Origin of the sequence: Mesomycoplasma ovipneumoniae, assembly GCF_033343935.1 — a bacterium.
Lineage (GTDB): Bacteria > Bacillota_I > Bacilli_A > Mycoplasmatales > Metamycoplasmataceae > Mesomycoplasma > Mesomycoplasma ovipneumoniae_G.
This window is the reverse complement of record NZ_JAWPGQ010000008.1, coordinates 11,753-32,759: the sequence shown is the minus strand read 5'-3', so window position 1 is coordinate 32,759 and position 21,007 is coordinate 11,753. Positions and strand designations below refer to the sequence as shown.

12 protein-coding genes are annotated in these 21,007 nt (G+C 29.3%); 7 read left to right on the top strand and 5 right to left on the bottom strand.

Annotated features, from left to right (window positions below):
• Positions 1 to 150 precede the first annotated feature (150 nt).
• The 7 genes from R7X45_RS02610 to R7X45_RS02580 are packed head-to-tail and all read left to right on the top strand — an operon-like array spanning position 151 to position 9,717.
• Complete coding sequence (locus tag R7X45_RS02610; protein ID WP_318055809.1) at positions 151 to 2,343, top strand: P68 family surface lipoprotein; 2,193 nt, start codon at positions 151 to 153, stop codon at positions 2,341 to 2,343.
• Positions 2,344 to 2,361: 18 nt separating this feature from the next.
• Positions 2,362 to 4,464, top strand: a complete 2,103-nt coding sequence (locus R7X45_RS02605) for a P68 family surface lipoprotein (RefSeq protein ID WP_318055808.1) — start codon at positions 2,362 to 2,364, stop codon at positions 4,462 to 4,464.
• A gap of 17 nt (positions 4,465 to 4,481) precedes the next feature.
• On the top strand, positions 4,482 to 5,429 hold the full coding sequence (locus R7X45_RS02600; protein ID WP_318055807.1) for a thermonuclease family protein: 948 nt from the start codon (positions 4,482 to 4,484) through the stop codon (positions 5,427 to 5,429).
• A gap of 1 nt (position 5,430) precedes the next feature.
• On the top strand, positions 5,431 to 7,617 hold the full coding sequence (locus R7X45_RS02595; RefSeq protein WP_318055806.1) for an ATP-binding cassette domain-containing protein: 2,187 nt from the start codon (positions 5,431 to 5,433) through the stop codon (positions 7,615 to 7,617).
• Complete coding sequence (locus R7X45_RS02590; RefSeq protein WP_303438183.1) at positions 7,608 to 8,618, top strand: carbohydrate ABC transporter permease; 1,011 nt, start codon at positions 7,608 to 7,610, stop codon at positions 8,616 to 8,618. The genes R7X45_RS02595 and R7X45_RS02590 overlap by 10 nt, the downstream gene beginning before the upstream one ends.
• Positions 8,581 to 9,546 (top strand): carbohydrate ABC transporter permease, encoded by a 966-nt coding sequence (locus tag R7X45_RS02585; RefSeq protein WP_044285977.1) that lies wholly within the window; start codon positions 8,581 to 8,583, stop codon positions 9,544 to 9,546. Before R7X45_RS02590 ends, R7X45_RS02585 begins: the two co-directional genes overlap by 38 nt.
• Positions 9,547 to 9,549: 3 nt before the next feature.
• Positions 9,550 to 9,717: a hypothetical protein gene (locus R7X45_RS02580; RefSeq protein ID WP_318055805.1), complete on the top strand. Its 168-nt coding sequence runs from the start codon at positions 9,550 to 9,552 to the stop codon at positions 9,715 to 9,717.
• Between the two features lie 895 nt (positions 9,718 to 10,612).
• Here the strand turns inward: R7X45_RS02580 and mip are convergent.
• The 5 genes from mip to R7X45_RS02555 form a co-directional block, all read right to left on the bottom strand.
• Positions 10,613 to 13,006, bottom strand: coding sequence for an Ig-specific serine endopeptidase MIP (gene mip / locus R7X45_RS02575; RefSeq protein WP_318055804.1), 2,394 nt, complete (start codon positions 13,004 to 13,006; stop codon positions 10,613 to 10,615).
• A 1-nt stretch (position 13,007) separates the two neighbouring features.
• Positions 13,008 to 15,101, bottom strand: coding sequence for a putative immunoglobulin-blocking virulence protein (locus R7X45_RS02570; RefSeq protein ID WP_318055803.1), 2,094 nt, complete (start codon positions 15,099 to 15,101; stop codon positions 13,008 to 13,010).
• Positions 15,102 to 15,498: 397 nt separating this feature from the next.
• Positions 15,499 to 16,959 (bottom strand): hypothetical protein, encoded by a 1,461-nt coding sequence (locus R7X45_RS02565; protein ID WP_318055802.1) that lies wholly within the window; start codon positions 16,957 to 16,959, stop codon positions 15,499 to 15,501.
• Positions 16,960 to 16,961: 2 nt separating this feature from the next.
• Positions 16,962 to 18,392, bottom strand: a complete 1,431-nt coding sequence (locus tag R7X45_RS02560; protein WP_318055801.1) for a hypothetical protein — start codon at positions 18,390 to 18,392, stop codon at positions 16,962 to 16,964.
• Complete coding sequence (locus tag R7X45_RS02555; protein WP_318055800.1) at positions 18,373 to 20,751, bottom strand: S8 family serine peptidase; 2,379 nt, start codon at positions 20,749 to 20,751, stop codon at positions 18,373 to 18,375. The genes R7X45_RS02560 and R7X45_RS02555 overlap by 20 nt, the downstream gene beginning before the upstream one ends.
• Between the last annotated feature and the right edge of the window lie 256 nt (positions 20,752 to 21,007).

Genomic DNA, 21,007 nt, shown 5'->3' with positions numbered 1-21,007 from the left:
TAATTTATCGTTGTGCTTTTTTATTTTAAAAACTAACAGGAGAACAATTTGGAACAATAAAATTAGAAAATTAAAGTCACTTTTAAAAAATAAATAAACACTAATTACAGATACTGCAAATCTTCTTATTAAAAAAGAAATTTAACAACAATGGAAAAAATCAACAAATTTAAGTCAATATTTTTAAAAACAGCAATTAGCTTAGGACCGGTTTCTTCTTTGGCTATTTTGACATCCTGTTTTTCAAATGCAAATCACACTGAATTAAAATCACAAAAAGACAATCCGCTTCATTTTGAAACCGAAAATGACAATACAATCGATTTTCGCGTAATTTTTGGGCTTACAGATCCCCGAACTCAAGCTCTAAAGTCAATTTTTGAAAAATGAAACCAAAAATCCGAAGTTAAAGACAAACAGGCAGGATTTTTACCGGTGAAATTAGAAAATATCGCGGCAAATTACATCGATGATCAAACTAATTTAACAACATTTTTACAAGTTAAAGATACAAAAAAACTACCAAATTTAACACTAAATTACCCAGCTCTGGCGGCTAATTTAAATAAACACGGTATGATTTTGGATCTAAATTCCCAAAGCGATTTAGCCCAAACTATTAAAAATAGTTATGATGAAAGATTTCTGGTTGAAACAAAAAATGTACCTGGAATTGACCAAAATACACTAGCTTTTTTACCAATACTAAAAACTTCAAAGGCGCTTTTGCTCGACAAACCGGTTTTATCATACATATTAGAATCAGCAAAAACAAGTCCTAATTTTAAAATTAGCGAATCTGATAAAACACGAGTTGAAAATCTAGATCCAAAAAAAACTGATCTTGAATACATTAAAAAAGTCTGAGGAGAGTACAAAAGTTTTCCTTCAGATCAAGGCGGTTTTGATGGCTATACTTTTAGTTTTGAAAAATTCAATAATTACAAAGATCTTATTGATTTTTTAAGTCGAGTTAGAAAATCGTTCCCTGATGCCGAAAAAGGTAGTCAAACCGAAAAAGTTAACTTTTTACTCGGACTAAATGATACAGCTGCACTCTTCTTTTTTGTAGCATTTGCCCAGGCAGATGGTGAGTATGAAAATTCAAGTTATTTTAAAAATCTTGATGGTGCTTCGCTAAACTATACAAATCTTTTTGATGAGACAACCAAAAGTCACCAAAATACAAAAAAAGCCTATGAAATATTGTCAGATTTAGTAAAAAATAAATTACTTGGCCCAACAAGCGGCAGAACTAAAGCTAGTGAATTTTTAAAAAATCACCAATTAGTTTTTGCAATTACTTCAACAAGTGATTATTCGCGTAACTTTGAAAAACAAGGACAAAATTTTTTACGTCTAAAAGTTAATACAAAAACTTTTGACTACCCTGTTGGCTCAAAATCTAAAATTTGAAAAATAGTAAGTGAAGAAAATATGCCTTCAAATGCAATTGCAAAAGTTCACCAAATTTTAGATAATTCAACCGGTTATGTTTATGAAGCAGATTCATTTTCTGTTCAAGAAAATGAAATTTCTTTAAGCAAAACTGATGACAAAGATTTAATTGAAAAAATAAAAAATGCTATAAAATCAAAGCCTAATTTAAACAGTTTTAATTTTTTAGCAATTGATTCTGATTTTGACAAGTGAGTTGGTGATAAAACAAAAGAAGATTCAAACACCTCTTCACTTTATGTTGAATCAACAAAAAACAAAGTTAAACTCTTTAATCAACCTGAAAATGCCTTTATTTTTTCAAAATCACACCAAAAACTTAATGAAGACGAGTTAGAATTTCTCAACGAACCTTCAAAAACACAGGAATCAAATAAATTTAATATCGTTACGTCCCAAGGCCCATCTTTGATCGGATTTTACAATAATGAAGTCGAAAATGAAGCCACACTTAACTTTGTTAAATGATTTATTTCAGAAAAAATTGAATTTGACGGGCCAAATAACAAAAAAATGACTGTAACTCCGAGCGATTTTTTAGCATTTTCAGCTTCAAACATAAATCCAACTAAGGCAAATTTGGAATCAAATTTTGATCAAAATCCAGCTTTTGCAAAAAATAATGCTTTCAAAGTTGCTTATGAACAATTCCAAAATCAGCTAAAAAACCCTGAAAAATATAGAGTTTTTACCGAACCTGCCGGAATCGACTCAAATACTTTCCGAAAAGCAACTCTAGGAAGTGTTTCTCAACTTTACAATCAGTTTTTAGGCAACCCGAATTTAAATCTTGAGTTTAATACTTTTCTTAGAATTCTAAAGGAGAATATCGGGGCATCAGTTAAGTTAAACAAAGAAAAAACAGAAAAAAATACAAAAAAATAAAATACTAAGGAGAAAAAAATGAATACACATAGTAAAAAAGGTACAAAATTAAGGCATAAAAATAACACAGCAAAGAAAATTAGTCGGATTGTCTTATCTTCTTTATCAGTTTTAGCACCAGTTGGACTTATTGCTTCTTGTGGTGTTGCTAGTCGATTTGACACTCCTGAAGACGGTAAGTTAGTTTTTGGTCACAATTTTTCTTCAAGTGGAGATGAACTTAAAGCATTAAATAAAATTATCGAACTTTGAAATACAACCCAAAAAGATAAACCTGATTTTATAGAAATGAAAGAGCAATCCTTTCAAGGGGGGTATCCAGGAGCATCTAGTCAAATTGACACTTATTTAAACACAAAAGATCGACTTAAATTACCTAATATTGTTACAAATTATTCATCTTTATTGGCAATTGTAAATAAACATCAAATGACATTTCCGATTGTTTCTGATTTAAAATCAGATCAAGATCCAACTGACGAAAGTGAAAAAATTACCAAAAAATTCCTAAAAGAGCAAGGAATTGAGGACTTTTTACAAATTAACTCAGAAATTCCGTTTCTTGATGAAAAAGGAGTCTATACTCTTCCATTTGGAAAATCTTCTGAAGGTTTATATGTAAATAAAGTTTTATTTGGCTGAATTATTGAGCAGGCGATGAAAGACTCAACCAATCCAGCAAAAATTAAAGCTGAAGACAAAGCTTTTTTTGATGAATTTACCAAATTAGTGGCTCAAAAACCTAAAGATGTTGCTGAAATTAAAAGACTTTGAAAAGAATACGTGCCAAGCACCGATGGTCTTTCTGGATATGAATTTAAAAAATCTGACATTGAAAACTTTAGTGATTTACAGAAATTATCTTCAAGAATTGTCAAAGCATTTCCAAAAGCACTTGAAGGTTCAAGCCTAACCGCGGCAAAATCAGTTTTAGGAATTGACAATGCAGCTACTTTAATTTATGGGCTTTCACGTTCTTTGTCAGAAAATGATAAATCTAAAGAAGTTACCGTTTTAAATCGAAAAGAAAATCTTATTAGTTATACATCATTTTTCAAGAAACCTGAATCAGACAGATACAAAAATTTAAAGCAAGTTTATGATCTGATTACCAAAGGAATGGCTGATAAGTCGATTTATTTTACAGCTCCTGGTGAATATAACTCAACTTATTTCCGTAATCATCAACAACTTTTTTCAATTGGATCAACAGCAGGATATCGCCACAATTTTTTAAGAGCAAATGACAAAAATTACAAAGTAAGTTTTACTCACGAAAATGTTGAACATATTTACAGCCCAAATGCAAAATTTTCGGCAGTAATTAAAGAATCAGACTTGGCAGACATCTCAAAAGATATTCAAGTTAAAGCGCTTAATGGTAAAGACAACGTTAAAATTAAGCAGTCAATTTTAGCTGAAATTAAAAGTCTTCTAGAAAAAAACCCGAAAAAAGAGTTGTTTTATTTTACTGACCGAGATGAGGTTCCTTCTGGAATCATTGAAGGATCATACAAAGTTCTTGATAAAGAAGAAAAATTTAAGCCAATTGTAATTACCGGGTACAATGGTCTTGAAATAGCAGAAGCCTCAAGTTCACTTAACGAAGAGGAAATGGATGTTTTAGCAGCACCGCACAAATTTGACAATAATTCAAAAATTACAGCCGTTACTGCCCAAGGTCCTGATTTGATTTTTATTCACGCAAATGAAAAAGAAGACCGTGCTGTTAAGACTTTTGTAAATTGAATCCTAACTGAAGAAGTTGACTTTGGTGGAAAATTCGGAAAAATAACTCCTGTTGAGTATTTTTCAAAAGCAACTTCATATTTATTGCCATTAAAATCAACGCTAAGCCCAGATGTTTCTAAGCCAAAAAACAAAGGTCAAAAGTTAGCACTCGAGCAATTTAGTCGTTTTAATAATGAACAATCTAAAGCAAATTATTCGCTTGTTTATGATAATGCTGATTCTAGATCCTCTAAATTTCGTACAAATTTAGACTCAACCGTTTCACAAATGCAATCACTTAAGGCAGCTAATGGCACTGTTCCTGATTTTGAAAGTTTTTTAAACTCTTTGAGTCAAAATTTAGGACCTGAATTTAAGGAAAAAAATTAATCTGATAAATTTGTCTTATGAAAAGAAAATTTTTAAAGCTGTTTTTTGCTAGTATAAATTTTACTTTTATCCCTTTTTTTATTGCCGCTTGTACAACAAATCAAGGCACCCAAGGTTACTTTCAGGCCCAAAAATACTATAAAATAGAGGATTTTTCACAAAATCCTGAGCTTGATTTGAAAAACCAAGATAGTCAATATGCCAAAGACATTGCAAAATTTCTTAATCCAAATTATTCTTGAACTGAAGAAGATAAACTGAAATTTAAAGACGATACTTTGCCTGATTCAAAATTTTTTAACCTGCAAAAAGTTCAAATTCAAAAATGGACTGATGGCGATACAGCGACCTTAAAATCTGTTGGCGAAGTTCTAATTGAACCTGTTTTTAATGTCAGAATTGAAAGTATTGACACTCCCGAGATAGGAACGTCCCAATCTGGAACTTATAAAAAAACTGAAGGACTTGAGGCCGAATATGCTGGTCGGGCAACTAAATTTGCCGAAAAAATGTTGCCAAAAGGCACTGAAGTTTATTTTGTCTACCCAAAAACAGGTCCAGCACGTTCTTTTAACCGTTATGTTGGAAGTTTATTTTTTGGTCATAATGGATTTTATAAATCTTATGGAGTTGAAATAATAAAAGCAGGGCTTGCGGTTCCAACTTTGCAATCAGGATTTTCAGGAATAACTAACCAGGCTACAATTTATTATTATAATTCAATAAAACAAGCAGCAGCAGTTGAGAATTCCATTAATAAAAAGTTCGGAATTTATGAAAAATTAAAAGATTCAAGCATATCTTCGCTTAATGAAAATCTTGAATCTATCTATAAAACACGAGGTCTTGCAAAAATTTCTGACTTTTTAGTTCTAGGTAAAGAAAATGAAAATAACAATGTTGTTGACTGGTATAAATTTAGGTTAGAAAATTCAAAAGATACAAAAAGTGGAAATAATAAATAATATGAAAAAAGCAGATGATAATAAAAAAATCGAAAAAAATAACTTTGAATCCGAGTTAAAAAAAATTCGGCAGGCCTCAAATAGTCGTTATAAATCGAAATTTTCAATCCCTGCAATTGAAATTAAAGACTTAACAATTGACTTTGGTGAAACACTTGCTGTTGATAGTGCAAATATTAAAATTTACAAAGGTGAACTTGTTACACTTTTAGGACCTTCAGGTTCAGGAAAAACTACAATTTTAAATGCAATTGCTGGTCTTTTGAATCCAACTTCAGGTCAAATTATTTTTAATGGCGATGATGTAACCCGAAAGTCACCTCAGCAACGTAAAATTGGTCTTGTTTTCCAAAATTATGCGCTCTATCCGCATTTAAATGTTTTTGGAAACATTGCTTTTTCTTTGCATAATGATCCAAGATGAAAGCAAAAAGCACTTGAAAAATCGATGCTTGCACGTGTAAATGCTAATTCAATTGTTTTGGCTAAAAACGGTGCTTCACTTGAAGATCTTGAAATTTACAAAAATAAACTATTTGATTATTTTGACATTTATCGTCAATTAGAACATGATTATAACGAACTTAAAACACAAATTTATCATAATTTAAATCAACTTCAGACCGACTATTTTTTAATTGAGGCACACAAACAGGCTGAAATAAAAAATTTAACTATTGATTTCTTAAAATTAGGCAAGTCTGCATCAATTTTTTGAGCTTTTTGAAAAAGAATTTTTGGCAAAAAAGAAGGTGAAATTTGCCCAATTCAACAGGCAATTACCTTTCGAAAAGCTTATAAATTAAAAGTTGACAAAATTAAAAAACAAGCCAAACTTGACAAAAAAGCTCATAAAAACAAAATTCAGGAAGAAAAATACGCAATAAAAAATGCTCCTGAACTAGTTCGAGCTCGGCAAAACTTTTTAGAACAAAAAGCACTTTTATATGAAAAATTGGAAAAACTTGAGAAATTGCAAGCACAATTTCTTAGTAATTCAAAAATTGAGTTTGCTAAAATTCAACAAGGTTATGAAAATTTTACTAAAAAAACAAGTCTAAAAGATGCTGAGTCAATCAAATTAGATTATCAAGAACAAATTGAGGCTTTTAATCAAAAAAGAAAAGAAAAAGAACTTTGATTTAAGACTGAAATTGAAAATGAAAAAAATCAAATCAAAAATTCAGGAAAACTTGCAAATCTTGAGCAGACTTACCTTGAGACAAAAAAGAAATTTCTTGAGACAAATACTCGTCATTCACCGAATTTGTTGCTTTTAAAATCGCTTAAGACTAAATCAAAAACTTACAAAAAGGAAACTTTAAAGCTGTTTTTAGACTATGAAAGAAACTTAATTAATAAGTTTTCCCTTAATACTTCAAAACTAAACGAGCAAGAATTAAAGCAATATCAAGAGTATCAAAATGATAATATTTCAATAAAAGAAGCAATAAATCGTGCTGTTTTACGTACAGCCGAAAAAGTTGAAATAACCAAAAATTTAGCTAAAAAACCAACAAAACTCTCTGGTGGACAACAGCAAAGAGTCGCAATTGCCCGTGGAATTGTTCGACATCCTGATATTTTACTAATGGACGAGCCACTTTCAAACTTAGATGCCAAATTAAGAGTTCAGACTCGTCAGTGAATTCGAAAAATTCAAACTGAAATCGGAATAACAACAGTTTTTGTTACCCACGACCAGGAAGAGGCAATGTCAATTTCAGATCGAATTATTTGTATGTCAACTGGATATGTTCAGCAAATTGGAACTCCAACTGAGTTGTATCATAATCCTAAAAATGAATTTGTTGCTTCATTTTTAGGTGTTCCTGAGATGAATATTTTTGATGCTTTTTATGACAAAGAAACAAAAAGTGTCATTGTTGATAATCAAATAATTTTTGAATCACTAAAAGATTATCAACATGAAAAAATAAGAGTCGGAATTAGAGCTGAAGATTTAGTTGAAAATGAAGCTGGTAATTTTCAAGGTAAAATTAGCGTGATTGAATATTTAGGAAAAGATATTCTTGCCAAAATTGATGTTGAAAATATCGGTCAAATTTCAATAATTTTACGTAAAAAACCGTCCTATGAAATTGACGAAATTGTCAAATTTAGTATTAAATCAGGAAAATTACATCTATTTGATTATCAAACAAGGGAGCGAATCCAATGAACTTAATTAGTAGATATTTCCTAAAACAGCGAATTAAAAAAACTAATCTTGAACTGGGAATTCTAGACCAAAAACAACCATTTTGAAAGCCTTTTTTAATACTTTTGCCTTCAATTTTAGTTATTTTTATTTTTACTTTTTTGCCATTTTTATACTCAATTTCTAAGTCTGTAAGTATCGAAATTAACCCTAATATTGCCGGAAATACTCGATTTGGTTTTGATAATTTTGTTGATTTAATTACTCTTGATACTAATTTTCACATTGCAATTCGAAATTCTGTCATTTATTCAATAGCAGCTCTACCTCTTGGACTAATAATTAGTTTAATTATTGCCTCAACAATTGCCTCGCTGCACCGAAAATATGCCCGTGGATTTTGACAGACAGTGTTTTTTTTACCTTATGTAACCTCAGGAATTGCCGTTTCAGTTGCTTTTGCCTATATTTTTGATAGTGAAACTGGCTTTATTAACCGTCTTTTTGGGATTTCAACAAGATGACTAAATTCCGGAAATCCTTCATCTTTTAATGCACTTTTAGTTGTTTTAATGTCTGGAGTCTGAAGAAGTCTTGCTTTTGAAGTTTTAATTCTAACCACCGCAATGCTTTCAGTTAATCCAACACTTTATAAAGCAGCGGCAATTGATGGTGCTAGCCCAGTTCGTCAATTTTTCAAAATTACACTACCTTCAGTTTCAAAAACAATTAACTTTTTAATTACAATCGGAATTATCGGCGGAATTAAGGTCTTTCCAATTGGTATTTTTGCCAACGAAACTGAAGCAATTAGTAACGGGGGCGCAACTTTACTGATCTATATTTACAAAAATGTGCGCGGAACACCTAACTTTGCCCAAGCAGGAGCGCTAACTATTTATCTTTTTGTTTTTGGAATTGCCCTTTCAGTTGTTGTCAAAAAGTTTTTAAGCACAATATTTTTAGTAGCTGACAAAATTACGGAGAAAAATGTTCATTATAAAATTAAAAATTCTAAAATATATTAGCGACAAAAAAACCGCTAAATTAACAGAGTCAATTAATTCGCAAGTCCGCAACAAAAATATTACAAGTGCAATTTCAAGCTTTTTACTCAAATTTATCGTGCTTTTCTTTTTTGGAATACTAATTGTCTTTCCTTTTTATTTTATGTTAGTCTATTCCCTCTCCCCTGAAGAGCAAATTCTTGACACCCGAATTCCAGTTTACTGACCTAATCATTTTGCCTGGGATAATTTTGTCAAAGCTGCCCAGTCAGGTTATTTTGCTGCTCTTGGAATCACGATCTTAGTTACTTTAATTTCTGTGGTTGCAAAAGTTTTTTTCTCAATGACTTTTGGCTATGCCTTTTCGCTAAGAAAATGAAAATTTAAACAAGCTTCTTGGGTAGTTTTCCTTTCAATTTTAGTTCTTCCTGAGACTGCCCTTTTAATTGGTCAATACCGAATTATGGTAATGCTCGGTTGAAATGACGGTTTTCAGTCAATTTTTGCCTTGACAAGTCCATTTGTTGCCTCTGTTTTTTCAGGATTTATGTTTCGAAATGCCTTTGAAGAAATTCCTGATCGAATTAAAGAAGCATCAATGGTTGATGGTTGTTCTGGAATTAGATATTTCTTTAAGGTAGCTACCCCGATGATATCACCAACAATTTGAACTGTCGGAATTCTAACTGCTTTTTCAGCCTGAAATTCAACGCTTTGGCCACTTTTAATACTACAGTCTAATTCAGCTGACCTAACTACGCTAAATACTTGACTCTTACAAAAAGTTGGAGTAGCTGATGAGACCGCCCAGATTCCTGGAGGCTACTTTAAAAACATCAGAATGGCCGGGGCAATTTTAACTATTCTGCCAATGTTTATTGCTTATTTTGTCTTTCGTAAGAGAATAATGAGTGCAGTCTCACGTCAAGGATCAACCGTAAAAGGATAAAATATGACTAGATTGAAAAGTTTTTTGAAAAAAAATAAAGAAAAAATTGGCCTTAAATTACAATCATCATTTATTTGAGCATCTGTCATTGTCGGTCTTGGCTTTACTGCACTAACTTTTTGAGCAATTATCTATTTTTTCCAACAAGCTTTTATAGACGGCTTTTTGTAAAAAAACCTAAATTTAAACAACAAATCCAAACAATCAAATGTTTGGATTTTTTTATTTTTTGGATCTGTTAAATATTAAAAATTTAGGCTTTTTAGCAGGGATTTTATAAAAGTATAAATATTTAATTTTATAAGATCTAAAAAAGGCCTAAAAACTCTGAGATCCGCCTGTGGCAAAAATTCACTTTTAGTGAATAGAAATATGCAAAAATAACCGGATTTACGGGCATTTTTGAGGTTAAATCTTAATTTTTATTATTTTGAAACTAACCCTTTGTAAAAAAAATAAAAAAAATGCTTGGTCTGAAAAAAATTTAGGTTATAATAGAGTCACTAAGAATAAATTAATAAATTTTGAGATTAGAATTAAGGGGGAATTAGTTATGTTTTTGCCGTAAAAAATCAGAAAATGCGAATTATCCATTATATTTTTAAATATGATGGAATGCCTTAAATTTAACCGTTTAGAAATCTATAAATTTAGGGCTTTTAGTTATTGTTCTTTCAAAACTTCATATGTTTTTTTAGGTTCAATTTAAATAAAAAGAGTTTTCTATTTGCATTGAGTTTAAATAGTAGTTGTATTTTTTTATGGTTTTGTTATTTTATCCATAAATTGATTTTTGCTGGCACTTTAACTAAAAAAGTTGTTTAAAAATCTTATAATTTTACTTTTTTAGTTAAAATTTTAGCTTTTTTAGTTTGAATTAACAGAAAAATTCAGGCAATTAGTCTTTTATTTGTGATTTTGATTGTACTAGTTTTGGTTTGATTTTTATAAATAAAACAAAATACTTATGCAAAATTGTAAAACTAAAATAATTAAGATGACTAATTTGCTAAATTTTGACTTGCTGTTTTTGCCTTAAAATCAAAAAAATAGCCCTTTAAATAAGCTATTTTTTTGAAAAAACATCTTTTTGTGTGGCTAGACCTTCAGGAAATAGATTAGTTTTAAAATTGCCTTCATTTTTATAAAGTTCAGAAAGCGCTTTTCAATAAGATTTTTGCTGTTGAGCATCACTAGAAGAATCGCCGTAAATTAAATCATATTTAGGAAGATTATATTTGCCATAATAACCTTTATAATCATAGCCATAAGAACGCAAATTTAATGTTAAATTTGCTGAAGCTTGTGAATCTGAGGCATAAACAACAGAATAAAGTTGACCATCTTTAAAAAAGACAGGGCTACCAGACAAACCACCGCTTGCAGTATAATTATCAATAACAGTTCCAAGTCCGCCGTTTAAATATTTTCTGGATTTACGTTGTTTGTCTTTTTGGTCAAAATAATCAAGTTTTGTATAAGATTTAGCTAACACTGGTGCAGTTATGAAATAATCGCTAATTCCAGGAAGATTTACAAAACTGCGATAGGATCTTGATCAGGCAAATTCAGAACCACCATTAATTAAAGGATCTTTTTCGTTTCTAGAATTAAAAAGACGGAAATTTTTATTAATCCAAGGCGAAACGCTGTAGTTTCTTTGGGCAAAATCGGCTGGATAATCGTTTTGAGAAATAGTAGGGTCGCCTTTTGAACCAGGGTAACCTAAACTATAGAAAGGTGTTTTTTCTAGTTTTGAATATTGATCTGAATTAAACGGATTAAATTCAGAAATTTTTAGCGATTTTGACTTGTGATTATTATAAAATTCTTCAGTAATTTTTTTGGCTTCTGCTTCATTATTGAAATTTATTTCAATAATTGCAAAATCAAGAAATTCATCAACATTCTGGAGATCTTGTTGATCACTAAAATCGCTAGGTTTGAATTTAAAAACGTCTGAACCCATTAAAATAGTTCTAACATTCATACTTTGAATTGGTTTTTGGCGGGGTTTTGTTTGGTTGGCAACGCCAGCTAAATCTGGAGATTCCGAACCGTTATTGTAAATTTTGCCATTGTTTTCTTTGATATCAAGTTTGACTGTGTTATAAAATTCATCCTCAACGATTGCTCCTCTAGTGGTTGGTAAAATTGTATTCAAAGGAACAGTTTGTTTTAATTTTGTAAGAGTTATACTTTGTGTATTTAAACGAAAATCAGAATCATTATAATTTGAAAAATCACGTCCATAATGTTTGCCTTCATGAAAATCATTGGCGATTTGCAAATTATTTGCCACGTGAGCGTTAGTTAAAAAGAATCATTTTAGTGGGTAGGATGAATTTTGCGGAATTTGGTAGTCTAAAATTCCTAAGGTTCCAAAGGAAAAATTTGTGCGTGTAATTGGATTGTTATTGTTATTTTGGTAGGCATCATCAACGACTAAATTTTCGATTTTTATTGAAACAACATTTGGAATTAATTTCCTATAATCCTCAGAAACAATTTTTCTTGGCAAACCAAGTCGATTTGGGCCACCAAAAGTATAGTCAGAATTTTCGCTGGATTTTCATCAAGCCGGTGTTTTAAATCCTGCCTCGTAAGTATTGAATTTTATTTTATTTGTATTTCCATTATCGTCAAAAATCGGCAAGGAAAAAAGGCGAAATTGTGCTTTTTCAAATAAAGGTTGGTCTGATTCTTTTGCTTTTTGATTTAATTTTGCAATAGTTTCGGGCTTTTCTTTTGGGAAATTTTCCGGCTTTTTTTCAAGTTCGCTTGTAGATCCAAAACCAATTCCACCGCCGCTAAAATTAGAATTTATACGATACCAATCTCATTCTTTTTCGGGAAAATCATTTTCATATTGATCAAGAATTATCCGCTTACCATCATTGGAAAAACGACTAAAATTTTGACCAGAAGGACGAGAATTATTAGTTAATTCAGCAATTTTTTTATCACGTTCTTCTGATAATTGAGGATTTTGGGGACTTTGAGGCGGCTGCGGTTGGGTTGGTTTTTCTTCTTTAAAAATATCTTTAAGTGCGCCTAAGGTTAGTGTTGCTGTCGATCTTTGAGCTTCAAGATCGTATTGAGTTTGCTGTGCAATTTTTTCTAGAGCAGTAAAAATATTGTTAATTTGGGTAATTTTTTCCTGTTTTTTACTTAAATCTTTAACATTATTATCAAGAAGTTGAAAAACTGACTTTTGTGATTCGGAAATGAATTTTTTGAATTCATTTTCTGATTTTTGACCAAAAAGTGATTCAAAATTTGAATCAATTTTTTGAAAAACTAGGTCAATTTGGGGTGAATTTGAAATATTTCCTTCAGTTGGAAGGGTTTTTTGACTTTGTTGATTTTGTTCTGAAGGTAATTTTTGCTGTTGGTTGTTACCACAAGCGATTGTAAAAAATGGAACAGATAAAAGTGGAAATAAAAATTTAATTTTCATTTTATAGCTCTCCTGAAAATCCCTCTTGAACAGTGTTTTGGTCAGCTTTTTTAACTGAAACTTGAACAATACCAATTCGTGAACCAACCTGTTTTAAAACTGATTCATTTTCAACATAAAGACGATTTACCAATAAACTACGTGAATTTGCTGCTCTAATAAAGGCGCTAATTTCGGTTATCGCGTCTCCGCTAGGTGTACCAGATAAAAAGATGACTATTGGACTTGAAGGTTGAACCCCGCGATTATCACGAAACTCAATTTGAGCTCCACCTGGCTCGTCAAAGGTTAGCCGTGAATTTAATTGTCCGCCGTTAAAATCATCTCATTTTGCAACAAAATTATTGGCATCATCAAGACCAAAAATTAATTTTCTAAATTTTATCGGACGAAATCCGGTAAAATCTTCGTTAGAATATTTGTCATCTTTTCAATTTTTAACATGATCATTTCAGATTTTATCTAATTTTTCAAGACTTAAGCCTTTGAGTGATTTGATGTTTTTTGCCCGTGAAAAATCAAGATTAACCGGACGACCACCTTTACCACCATGAGATCCTTGGAAAATTCGCTGATAAACTTTTGAGTCAAAAACAATTGAAAGACCTTCATCAACAGTTTGAATTGTATCCTGAGCATCTCAGGCTAAAGTGCTAAAAACAATTGATCCAGGTATTTTTTCACTAGGATGATTTTTATGAAAAGTTGCGGCATTATTATAATCAAAACTAATGTAGTCAATGTTTTTTAGCGCATTTGGATTAATTGACCAGTTATCTGATAATGCATCAATATTTGAATAGAGTTCAAGTTCATCAAGTTTTATTTTTTCTAAAGGACGTAAATTAGCCGTTGCATTGTAATTATCAAGGAAAAGCGTTAATTTTTTAATTGAAGGTGGAATTGAACTTAAAATTTTTTCAACATTTTGGTTTGAGTTTTTATCACCGACATTTTTTAGAACAACAGCTTGAATTTTATTATCTTTTTGGAGTACTTTTGCTAAAATTTCCTGAAATTTTTTAAATGCATTATTGTCATTAGCATCAAGAACAATAACTTTGAGCGGTTGACGATTAGCTTTGTCCTCATTTTTATCATTAGGGGTATAATTATAAACTTTTACTGAATTTCCAATTGAATTATCAATTCCATTAAATTCACTTGAGACATCTTGACGATCTCATCCCTCATAAGTTAGATCAGAAATTGTTCCTGGAGTTCGTGAATATCATGAAGGAATATTTATAAGACGGCGATTATTTGCTGCTTTTAGTTGATTTAGCACAGGATTATCAGATTCATTTTCATAACCCCAAACATAAGGTGAATCAGTTGAAGGCAACATTCCCCGCAAAAGCATTTTAATTTCTTCTTGATTAAATGATTTTTTGGTTTGTTTTAACTCCTCAAGTATTTTTAGATCGCTTTTAATTCTTTCAAGTTGGTATTCAGGAGCATTTGAACCATCGAAAGTTCGTAATTTTTGAATCCGAAAATTTTCTCAGATTAATTTTGTAACTTTATTGGGATTATAAAAGGGATCATCAAAATGATGATCATAAATACGGTTAATTTCGTCAATTTCTTGTTGAAATCCGGCAATTTTTGCTTTTGCTTCTTTGATTGAATTATCGATTGCTTGACTATATCGCGCTAGTGCTTTTACTTTTAGTGCTTCAAGATTAGAATTAACATTTGTTTGTGATTGACTAACTACTTTTGTTTCAGTACGAGGAATTGTTTGAGGTTGGACCTTAGGTGGATTTATCGGTACTATTATTGCTTTTTCAGGAGTTGTTATGACTGGTTTTGGCTTTGGCGTTTCTACTTTTACTGGCTCAACTGGTTTGGGAACATCTATTTTAGTAACTTCGGGTTTTGGGACTTCAGTTTGTGCTGGTTTTTCTGGTTCTTTTAGAATTTCATTTCTGTTTTGGGGAGAAAAAACTATTTGAGGCCTAGGAATTAGACCTGTATAAGGATTTAATTGTTGGGACAATCCAATGGTTAAAGTCGCAATTATTGCAGGAGTTGTTGCTAATAAAATTGTTTGTTTTCGTTTTGAAACTCTAGGTAAAATGCTCAATCTCATAATCGTTCTGCCCTTCCTAAATGTTTATGAGTTAAATTTTACTATAAAAAATAAGTCTATACAAAAAAATGTGAAATTAGATAAACTATAACTGAGTGTTTTGATTTAGCTGATTCAAAAAGGGTGCCAAAATGAAAAAATTCAAATTGACTGTTGAAGACAAAATTACACACAGCAAAATTTCTGAATTTGAAACTTTTAAAAGCAAAAGTTTACATTTTACAGAAGAATTTAAGGCAAATTTATAAAAAAAGAAAAATGCAAAATTGCACACAAAGAGTCAATTTTGCATATAGGTGGTAATAAATTAATACAAAATTAGTAAAAAAGCTTGATAAGTCTATGAAAAATAAATCGTGCTAACCCAAAAAAGAAATAGAAAATTAAGGTTTTAATATTATTTCTTAGTTATTATTTGATTATATAAATCATTGAATTGATCTAGTGTTTCAATTTTAGAAAATTCAACTTGTGTTATTGTTGTATTTCCAATATCAATTTTTTCAAGTTTTTCTAAATTTTCAATTTTAAAATTTTGAGGTTCTGTTGCAAAATTAGGGAATAAATCCTTATAATTAAAGGTGTAAATTTTTATTTTTTTAGCTTGTTCATCAACTTTTCAATACAAAATTTCGTCATCAAAAATTTTTTTTGCATCTTGTTTTTTTAAAATAAATTTATTAAAAACTTCAGAATTATCTTCTGTTGGAATAAAAAGTTTTGAAGGAACAAATGCATCACCTCATTCTGAATTTATTGAATCTTGCATTGATACAATTAGGTTTTTTGTTTCTTCTAAGGTTGAAAAAAATTTTAGGTTTTCTAGTTGATTTTTATTTGTTTTTGCATATAATCTTGTGCTTTTTAGGTTATTTTTATCTAAAATTTCCTGTTTTTTTAAAAGAAATTCTTTGAATTTTGAAGAATCATTATCACGAACAATGTTATTATAAAGAACAAGATCTTCAATTTTGCTAATATGAATATCAAATTTAGGATTAAAACTATTTTCAATTGACTTGTTTATAATTTTGTAATAAATATTAAATTTTTCATTATAAAAATCTGAATCAATAATCGAAACAAACGGATTATTAACTACTAAAGGATCAATAATTTCGTTATATTTAAGGCCAGAAGTAAAAAATTTTTCGAATTTTGAGTCAAACGACATAATCCCAACATTATTGGGATTATTTGGCTCAAAAAAAGTATAATTTGGATTAAAAAATGGTTTTTTAGCTTTTGATGTAAAGGCTAAATCTTGATAATTTCAGATTGGTCGAACATAAGCAATAATTGACTTTTTTTGAAAAAAATCAGGTGTTTGTAGTACTCTTTTGTAGAAATTATCATTTTTTATCTTTGAAAAAAATGAGAAAAAGTCATTATAGTTTTTTAAAATCACAAAATTATTAATAATTTTTTTATCTTTTCATACACCTTGATCAGTTATTTGGTCAAATTCTAATGTGTCATTATTTTTCTTAAATTCAGATCGAAAAAAGCTACTTAATTTAAAAAGTGGCAAATTGTTATCGGAGTTTTTGAACAAGTTGTTTTCAAAAGATGGATATTTTTGCCGTAATTGGTTAGCTCTTTCTGGATTTTTTTGAAGCAAATCTGATCAATATTGCGAAGTAAATCAATGATTGTCTGCCGGATTAGCAAAACCCTCAGGCTTGGTGTTGCTAGTAAAAAATTTATTTTCAGCATCGGGCACATCCTGAAAACTAAGTGTTTCTGATTTTTTAGGACTTATACGATTAATGATTAAAATTGTAGAAACAACCCCAGCAGCTATAAAGTTTGTTAATAACAAAGAACTATAAAAAATTTTTTTTGCTTTTTGTTTCATACTTACACCACTGTTTTATTGTATAAATTATTGAAATCTTCGATGGAATTTAATTTTTTTATTTCAATTTCTTGGACGTCAATATCACCAATATCAATTTTTTCAAATTGTAACAAGTTATCAAAATTAAAGTTTTCAGGTTGTTTTCCAATTCCATGGAAAATGTCTTTGTAATTTAAAGTATAAATTAAAACTTTTTTGGAATTTTTATCAAATTCTCAATAAATAATTTCATCTTGAAAAATCTCTTTTAATTGTTGTTTTTGCAAGATGAAACTATTAAATTTGTATGTATTGTCCTGTGTTTTTATGGGTATAAATAAATTTGATAGGTGAAATGCGCTTTTTCAGTGCTCATTTTTCAATAAATTTTTGTTATTTATCAAGTCTTTTACTTCGCTAAAGTTTGAAAATATTTTATTTTCACTTAAATTAGATATGTTTTTATCAATTTGTGATGCATAAAATCTATTCTTTTTCAAATTTTTTCTTGACAAAATTGTGTTTTTTTTATTAATAAAATCCAAAAAATTACTAAACTCTGCTGATGTTTTGTCTAGCGAATTATACAGAACCAAATCTTCTATATCGGTAATTTTTATTGAAGATAGCGGATATGATTTATTATAAGAATTTTTAGGAATTGATTTATAGAAAATTTGGAACCCCTCGCTTCTTCTTTTAGAAGAAGAGTTTTCTTTTAAATAATTTGAAAATTTTTGATCAATTGAAATAATTAAATTCTGATTTTTATAGGTAATTAGATCTATTGGTGATAAATTAGTTTCTAGACTTGTTTTGTTAAAAATAGGAACAACATTTGACTCGTCTTCTTTTACATAAACTAGAAGTCGGTTATTATCAAAGAAATCTTTATTTAAATTTTTTCTTTCAAATTCTTGCTTATCTTCAAATCGTTTAAAAAAATCCGAATAATCGTCGAAATCTTCAATGATTAAAAAATTATTAGAAAATAAACCGGTAAATCAAATAGACGAATTTAATTTTAATTCATTAAAACCAAATTCATTCTTTTTATTATTATATTGATTACCGAAAAAAGTTGCTAAATTTTTAGTTGTTTTATCATTTGAATTATTAGCAAAATCTTGTTCTTGAAAATATAAATATTTTTTTACTATTTCTTGAATTTCTTCAGGATTTTGTAGAAAAGTATTTTTCCATTTAGAGTTTTGAATTCAAGGTGCTTTTTTGCTGTCAATATTTAGTAAATCATTATATGAAAAAATATTTGATTTAATTAGATCATCACTATCATCTACTCAAATAATAGGTTTTTGTGAATGTTGAGTAGAAAAACGTGTTTTATTTCCAAAAGAAAAATTTTGAACTGCAAGAATAATTATAGGAAGTAACCAAGGAGTTACTAACATAGTTACTATAAAAAATATTTTATTTTTCTTGTATAACATATGAAACCGCCAAATTATCATCTACCGATTCTTTAAAAAGAGAAGAAGTATATTTCTTTGCCAGGATTCGGTATACCCCTGATTCTTCTGCTGAATATCTTATTAACTCAACGTTCGAAGATGCTGAAGAACCAAAATCTAAATAGATGCTTTGTCAATTGTCCCCCACCTTTTTTTGCAATTTTAAATCATAATCACTAAACAATCAATTCTTTTGTTTATTAAGGAGAGTTTCTCTATTTAATCATTCATCAGGATGTTTAGGATGATATTCTTTTTCAAATTTTGATTGTAAAGCTTTATTATATGCTGATTCTACGACTTTACCAGCAACATATGATAAACCAAATGTAAGTAAATTATTGTACCACGTATTAAGGGGGGATTCATATTTTTCTAGGGGTTTTGTTAATCCTGCGTTAAAAGCTCAAGCAAGCGAAGCTTTTATTTTGTTTCCTTTATTTAATTTTATTTCTGGTGATACATAAACATATTCATCAGTGTTTTCAAATGATACAGAAAAAGTTTTTAAATTTTCTATTGCCTTTTGTATATTAGCGAAATTAATTTGTCCCGCACCAACTGCTGTATCAAAACCATTTGGCTTAGATTTGTGTTCATTTTCATAATTTTGCAAATATGACCTTTTGCTAGAATCTTCTATGTAATTATCAATCGAAGACCATGTGTTTTGTTTTTCATTTTCTTTTTTTGTAGATTCAACAAAATTCTTTATACCTTGATAATCCAATTTGCTATCTACCGCAGATGAAGACAACACACTCTTTATTGCTGGAATAATATTTTTTTTATCAAATAAATGATGATTTGCACCAATTATGGTTGAGACTATACCGGTAACAATTGGCGCAGAAAAACTAGTTCCTGATTCTGGCGATTCTTGATCAGATAAGCCAACTATATTCTCGCCTGGAGCAACTATTAGCGGTTTAGGCAAGTCTTTTAGAGCCTTTGGTAATAATCTATTACTAAAATTACTTGCATAGAAGTTTTCTTTTGTACCAAAACTAGAGCCAACAACAATAGAATTTATTGCATTAGCATAGCCAGATATGTAGCCATATTCTTTTTCAGGATCTTTATTTTTTAATCTATGATCATATTCATTTCCGGCAGCAAAAATATTTATAACACCATATTTTCTTGATAGAAAATCCAAATAATAAAGATGATCAATATATCGAGAGACAGAGTTTTTTAATATAGAATTATTACCATAAATATCTTTAAAATCAGCATCAACGTCTTTTTTATCTATAAAATCAAATCCATAGCTATGGTTTATTACTCTAACTCCTTTTTCAATTATTAGTTTTTCAAAAACTGACATTCAAACAGGGGAGTCGAACTTTACTTCTTTACCTAAATTTGCGAGATGCAATTCAGTATTAAATGCGAATCCGCTCTTTCCTACTATTATTCCAGAAACCAAACTGGCGTGATCATTTTGATTTTCATTAGTTTTTTTTGAATCAGCACGACCTATATTATAGTAATTAACCAAGTATTTTGGAATTTGAGCTTTGAGGGAATCGCTTTCATCATAGGTACCGCTCATACCTGGTTCAATTACTCCGACTTTTTCGTATGTATTATCTCTTATATGCTTATAATCAACTATTTCCTGTTCTTTTGTAAAATAATCTTTGGTATTTCTTAAATATGAGTAATAGTAGGCGGCATGTTCTAAGTTGCTGTAAAATATTTTGGGTTTAGCTTCTTGGTTTGAAGATTTAGCAGAATAAGTCGGGAGTGAATCCGAGTTTGTTGTATTTTCTATATTATTAATTACTAATGAAACAAAATCTAGTTTTTCTAATAATTCGAGGGATTTTTTTTCAGCAAGTGAATTAATATTAATTCATATTATTGGCGACAATTTGCTTACATAGCTACTATTTATTTTTATATTATTTTCTTCAAGGAGCGAAATTATTTGTTTTAAATATTCATTGTTTTTAGTTTGATAATATTCAACATTTGCACTTAAGGAATTATTGTTGGTATCAATTAAATCTAAAAATATTTTAATATCTACATTTTCAGCTTTTAAAACATTTTCCACATTACTAGATTTTAGTAATGAAAAATTCGTGAATTTTTGATTAGATTTTCTACTAAATATTTTTTTATTTTTTTGCTTAAAACCAGCAAGATCTTCTTGTGATTTTGATAATTTGTTGTCGTAATTAATTTTATTAGCAAAAGTATTTGCAAAATTACCAGTTTTGTTAGATTCTGATGAAAGTGTGAGCGAAATAAGACCTGAAAAAATTGGTATTGCTAAAAACGATAGTAAGGGGAAAACCTTAAATAGTTTATTTTTTGACATTTTCATAGCACATCCTCCTAATTATCTTTATATAAATATTATACATATTTTAATCAACGAAAATCAAAAATAGTTAATATTTATATTTTAATTCATGTTTTACTAGAAAAGATCACAAAAGTGAATTATAATGATTTCAATATTACAATATAATAAAATAAAACATTACATAACAAGGCATTTTTTTTGGACTTTATTTTTTAATGAATAATTTTTAAATTTCAATATTAAAATATAAAAAAATTTAAAAATTTCACAAAAA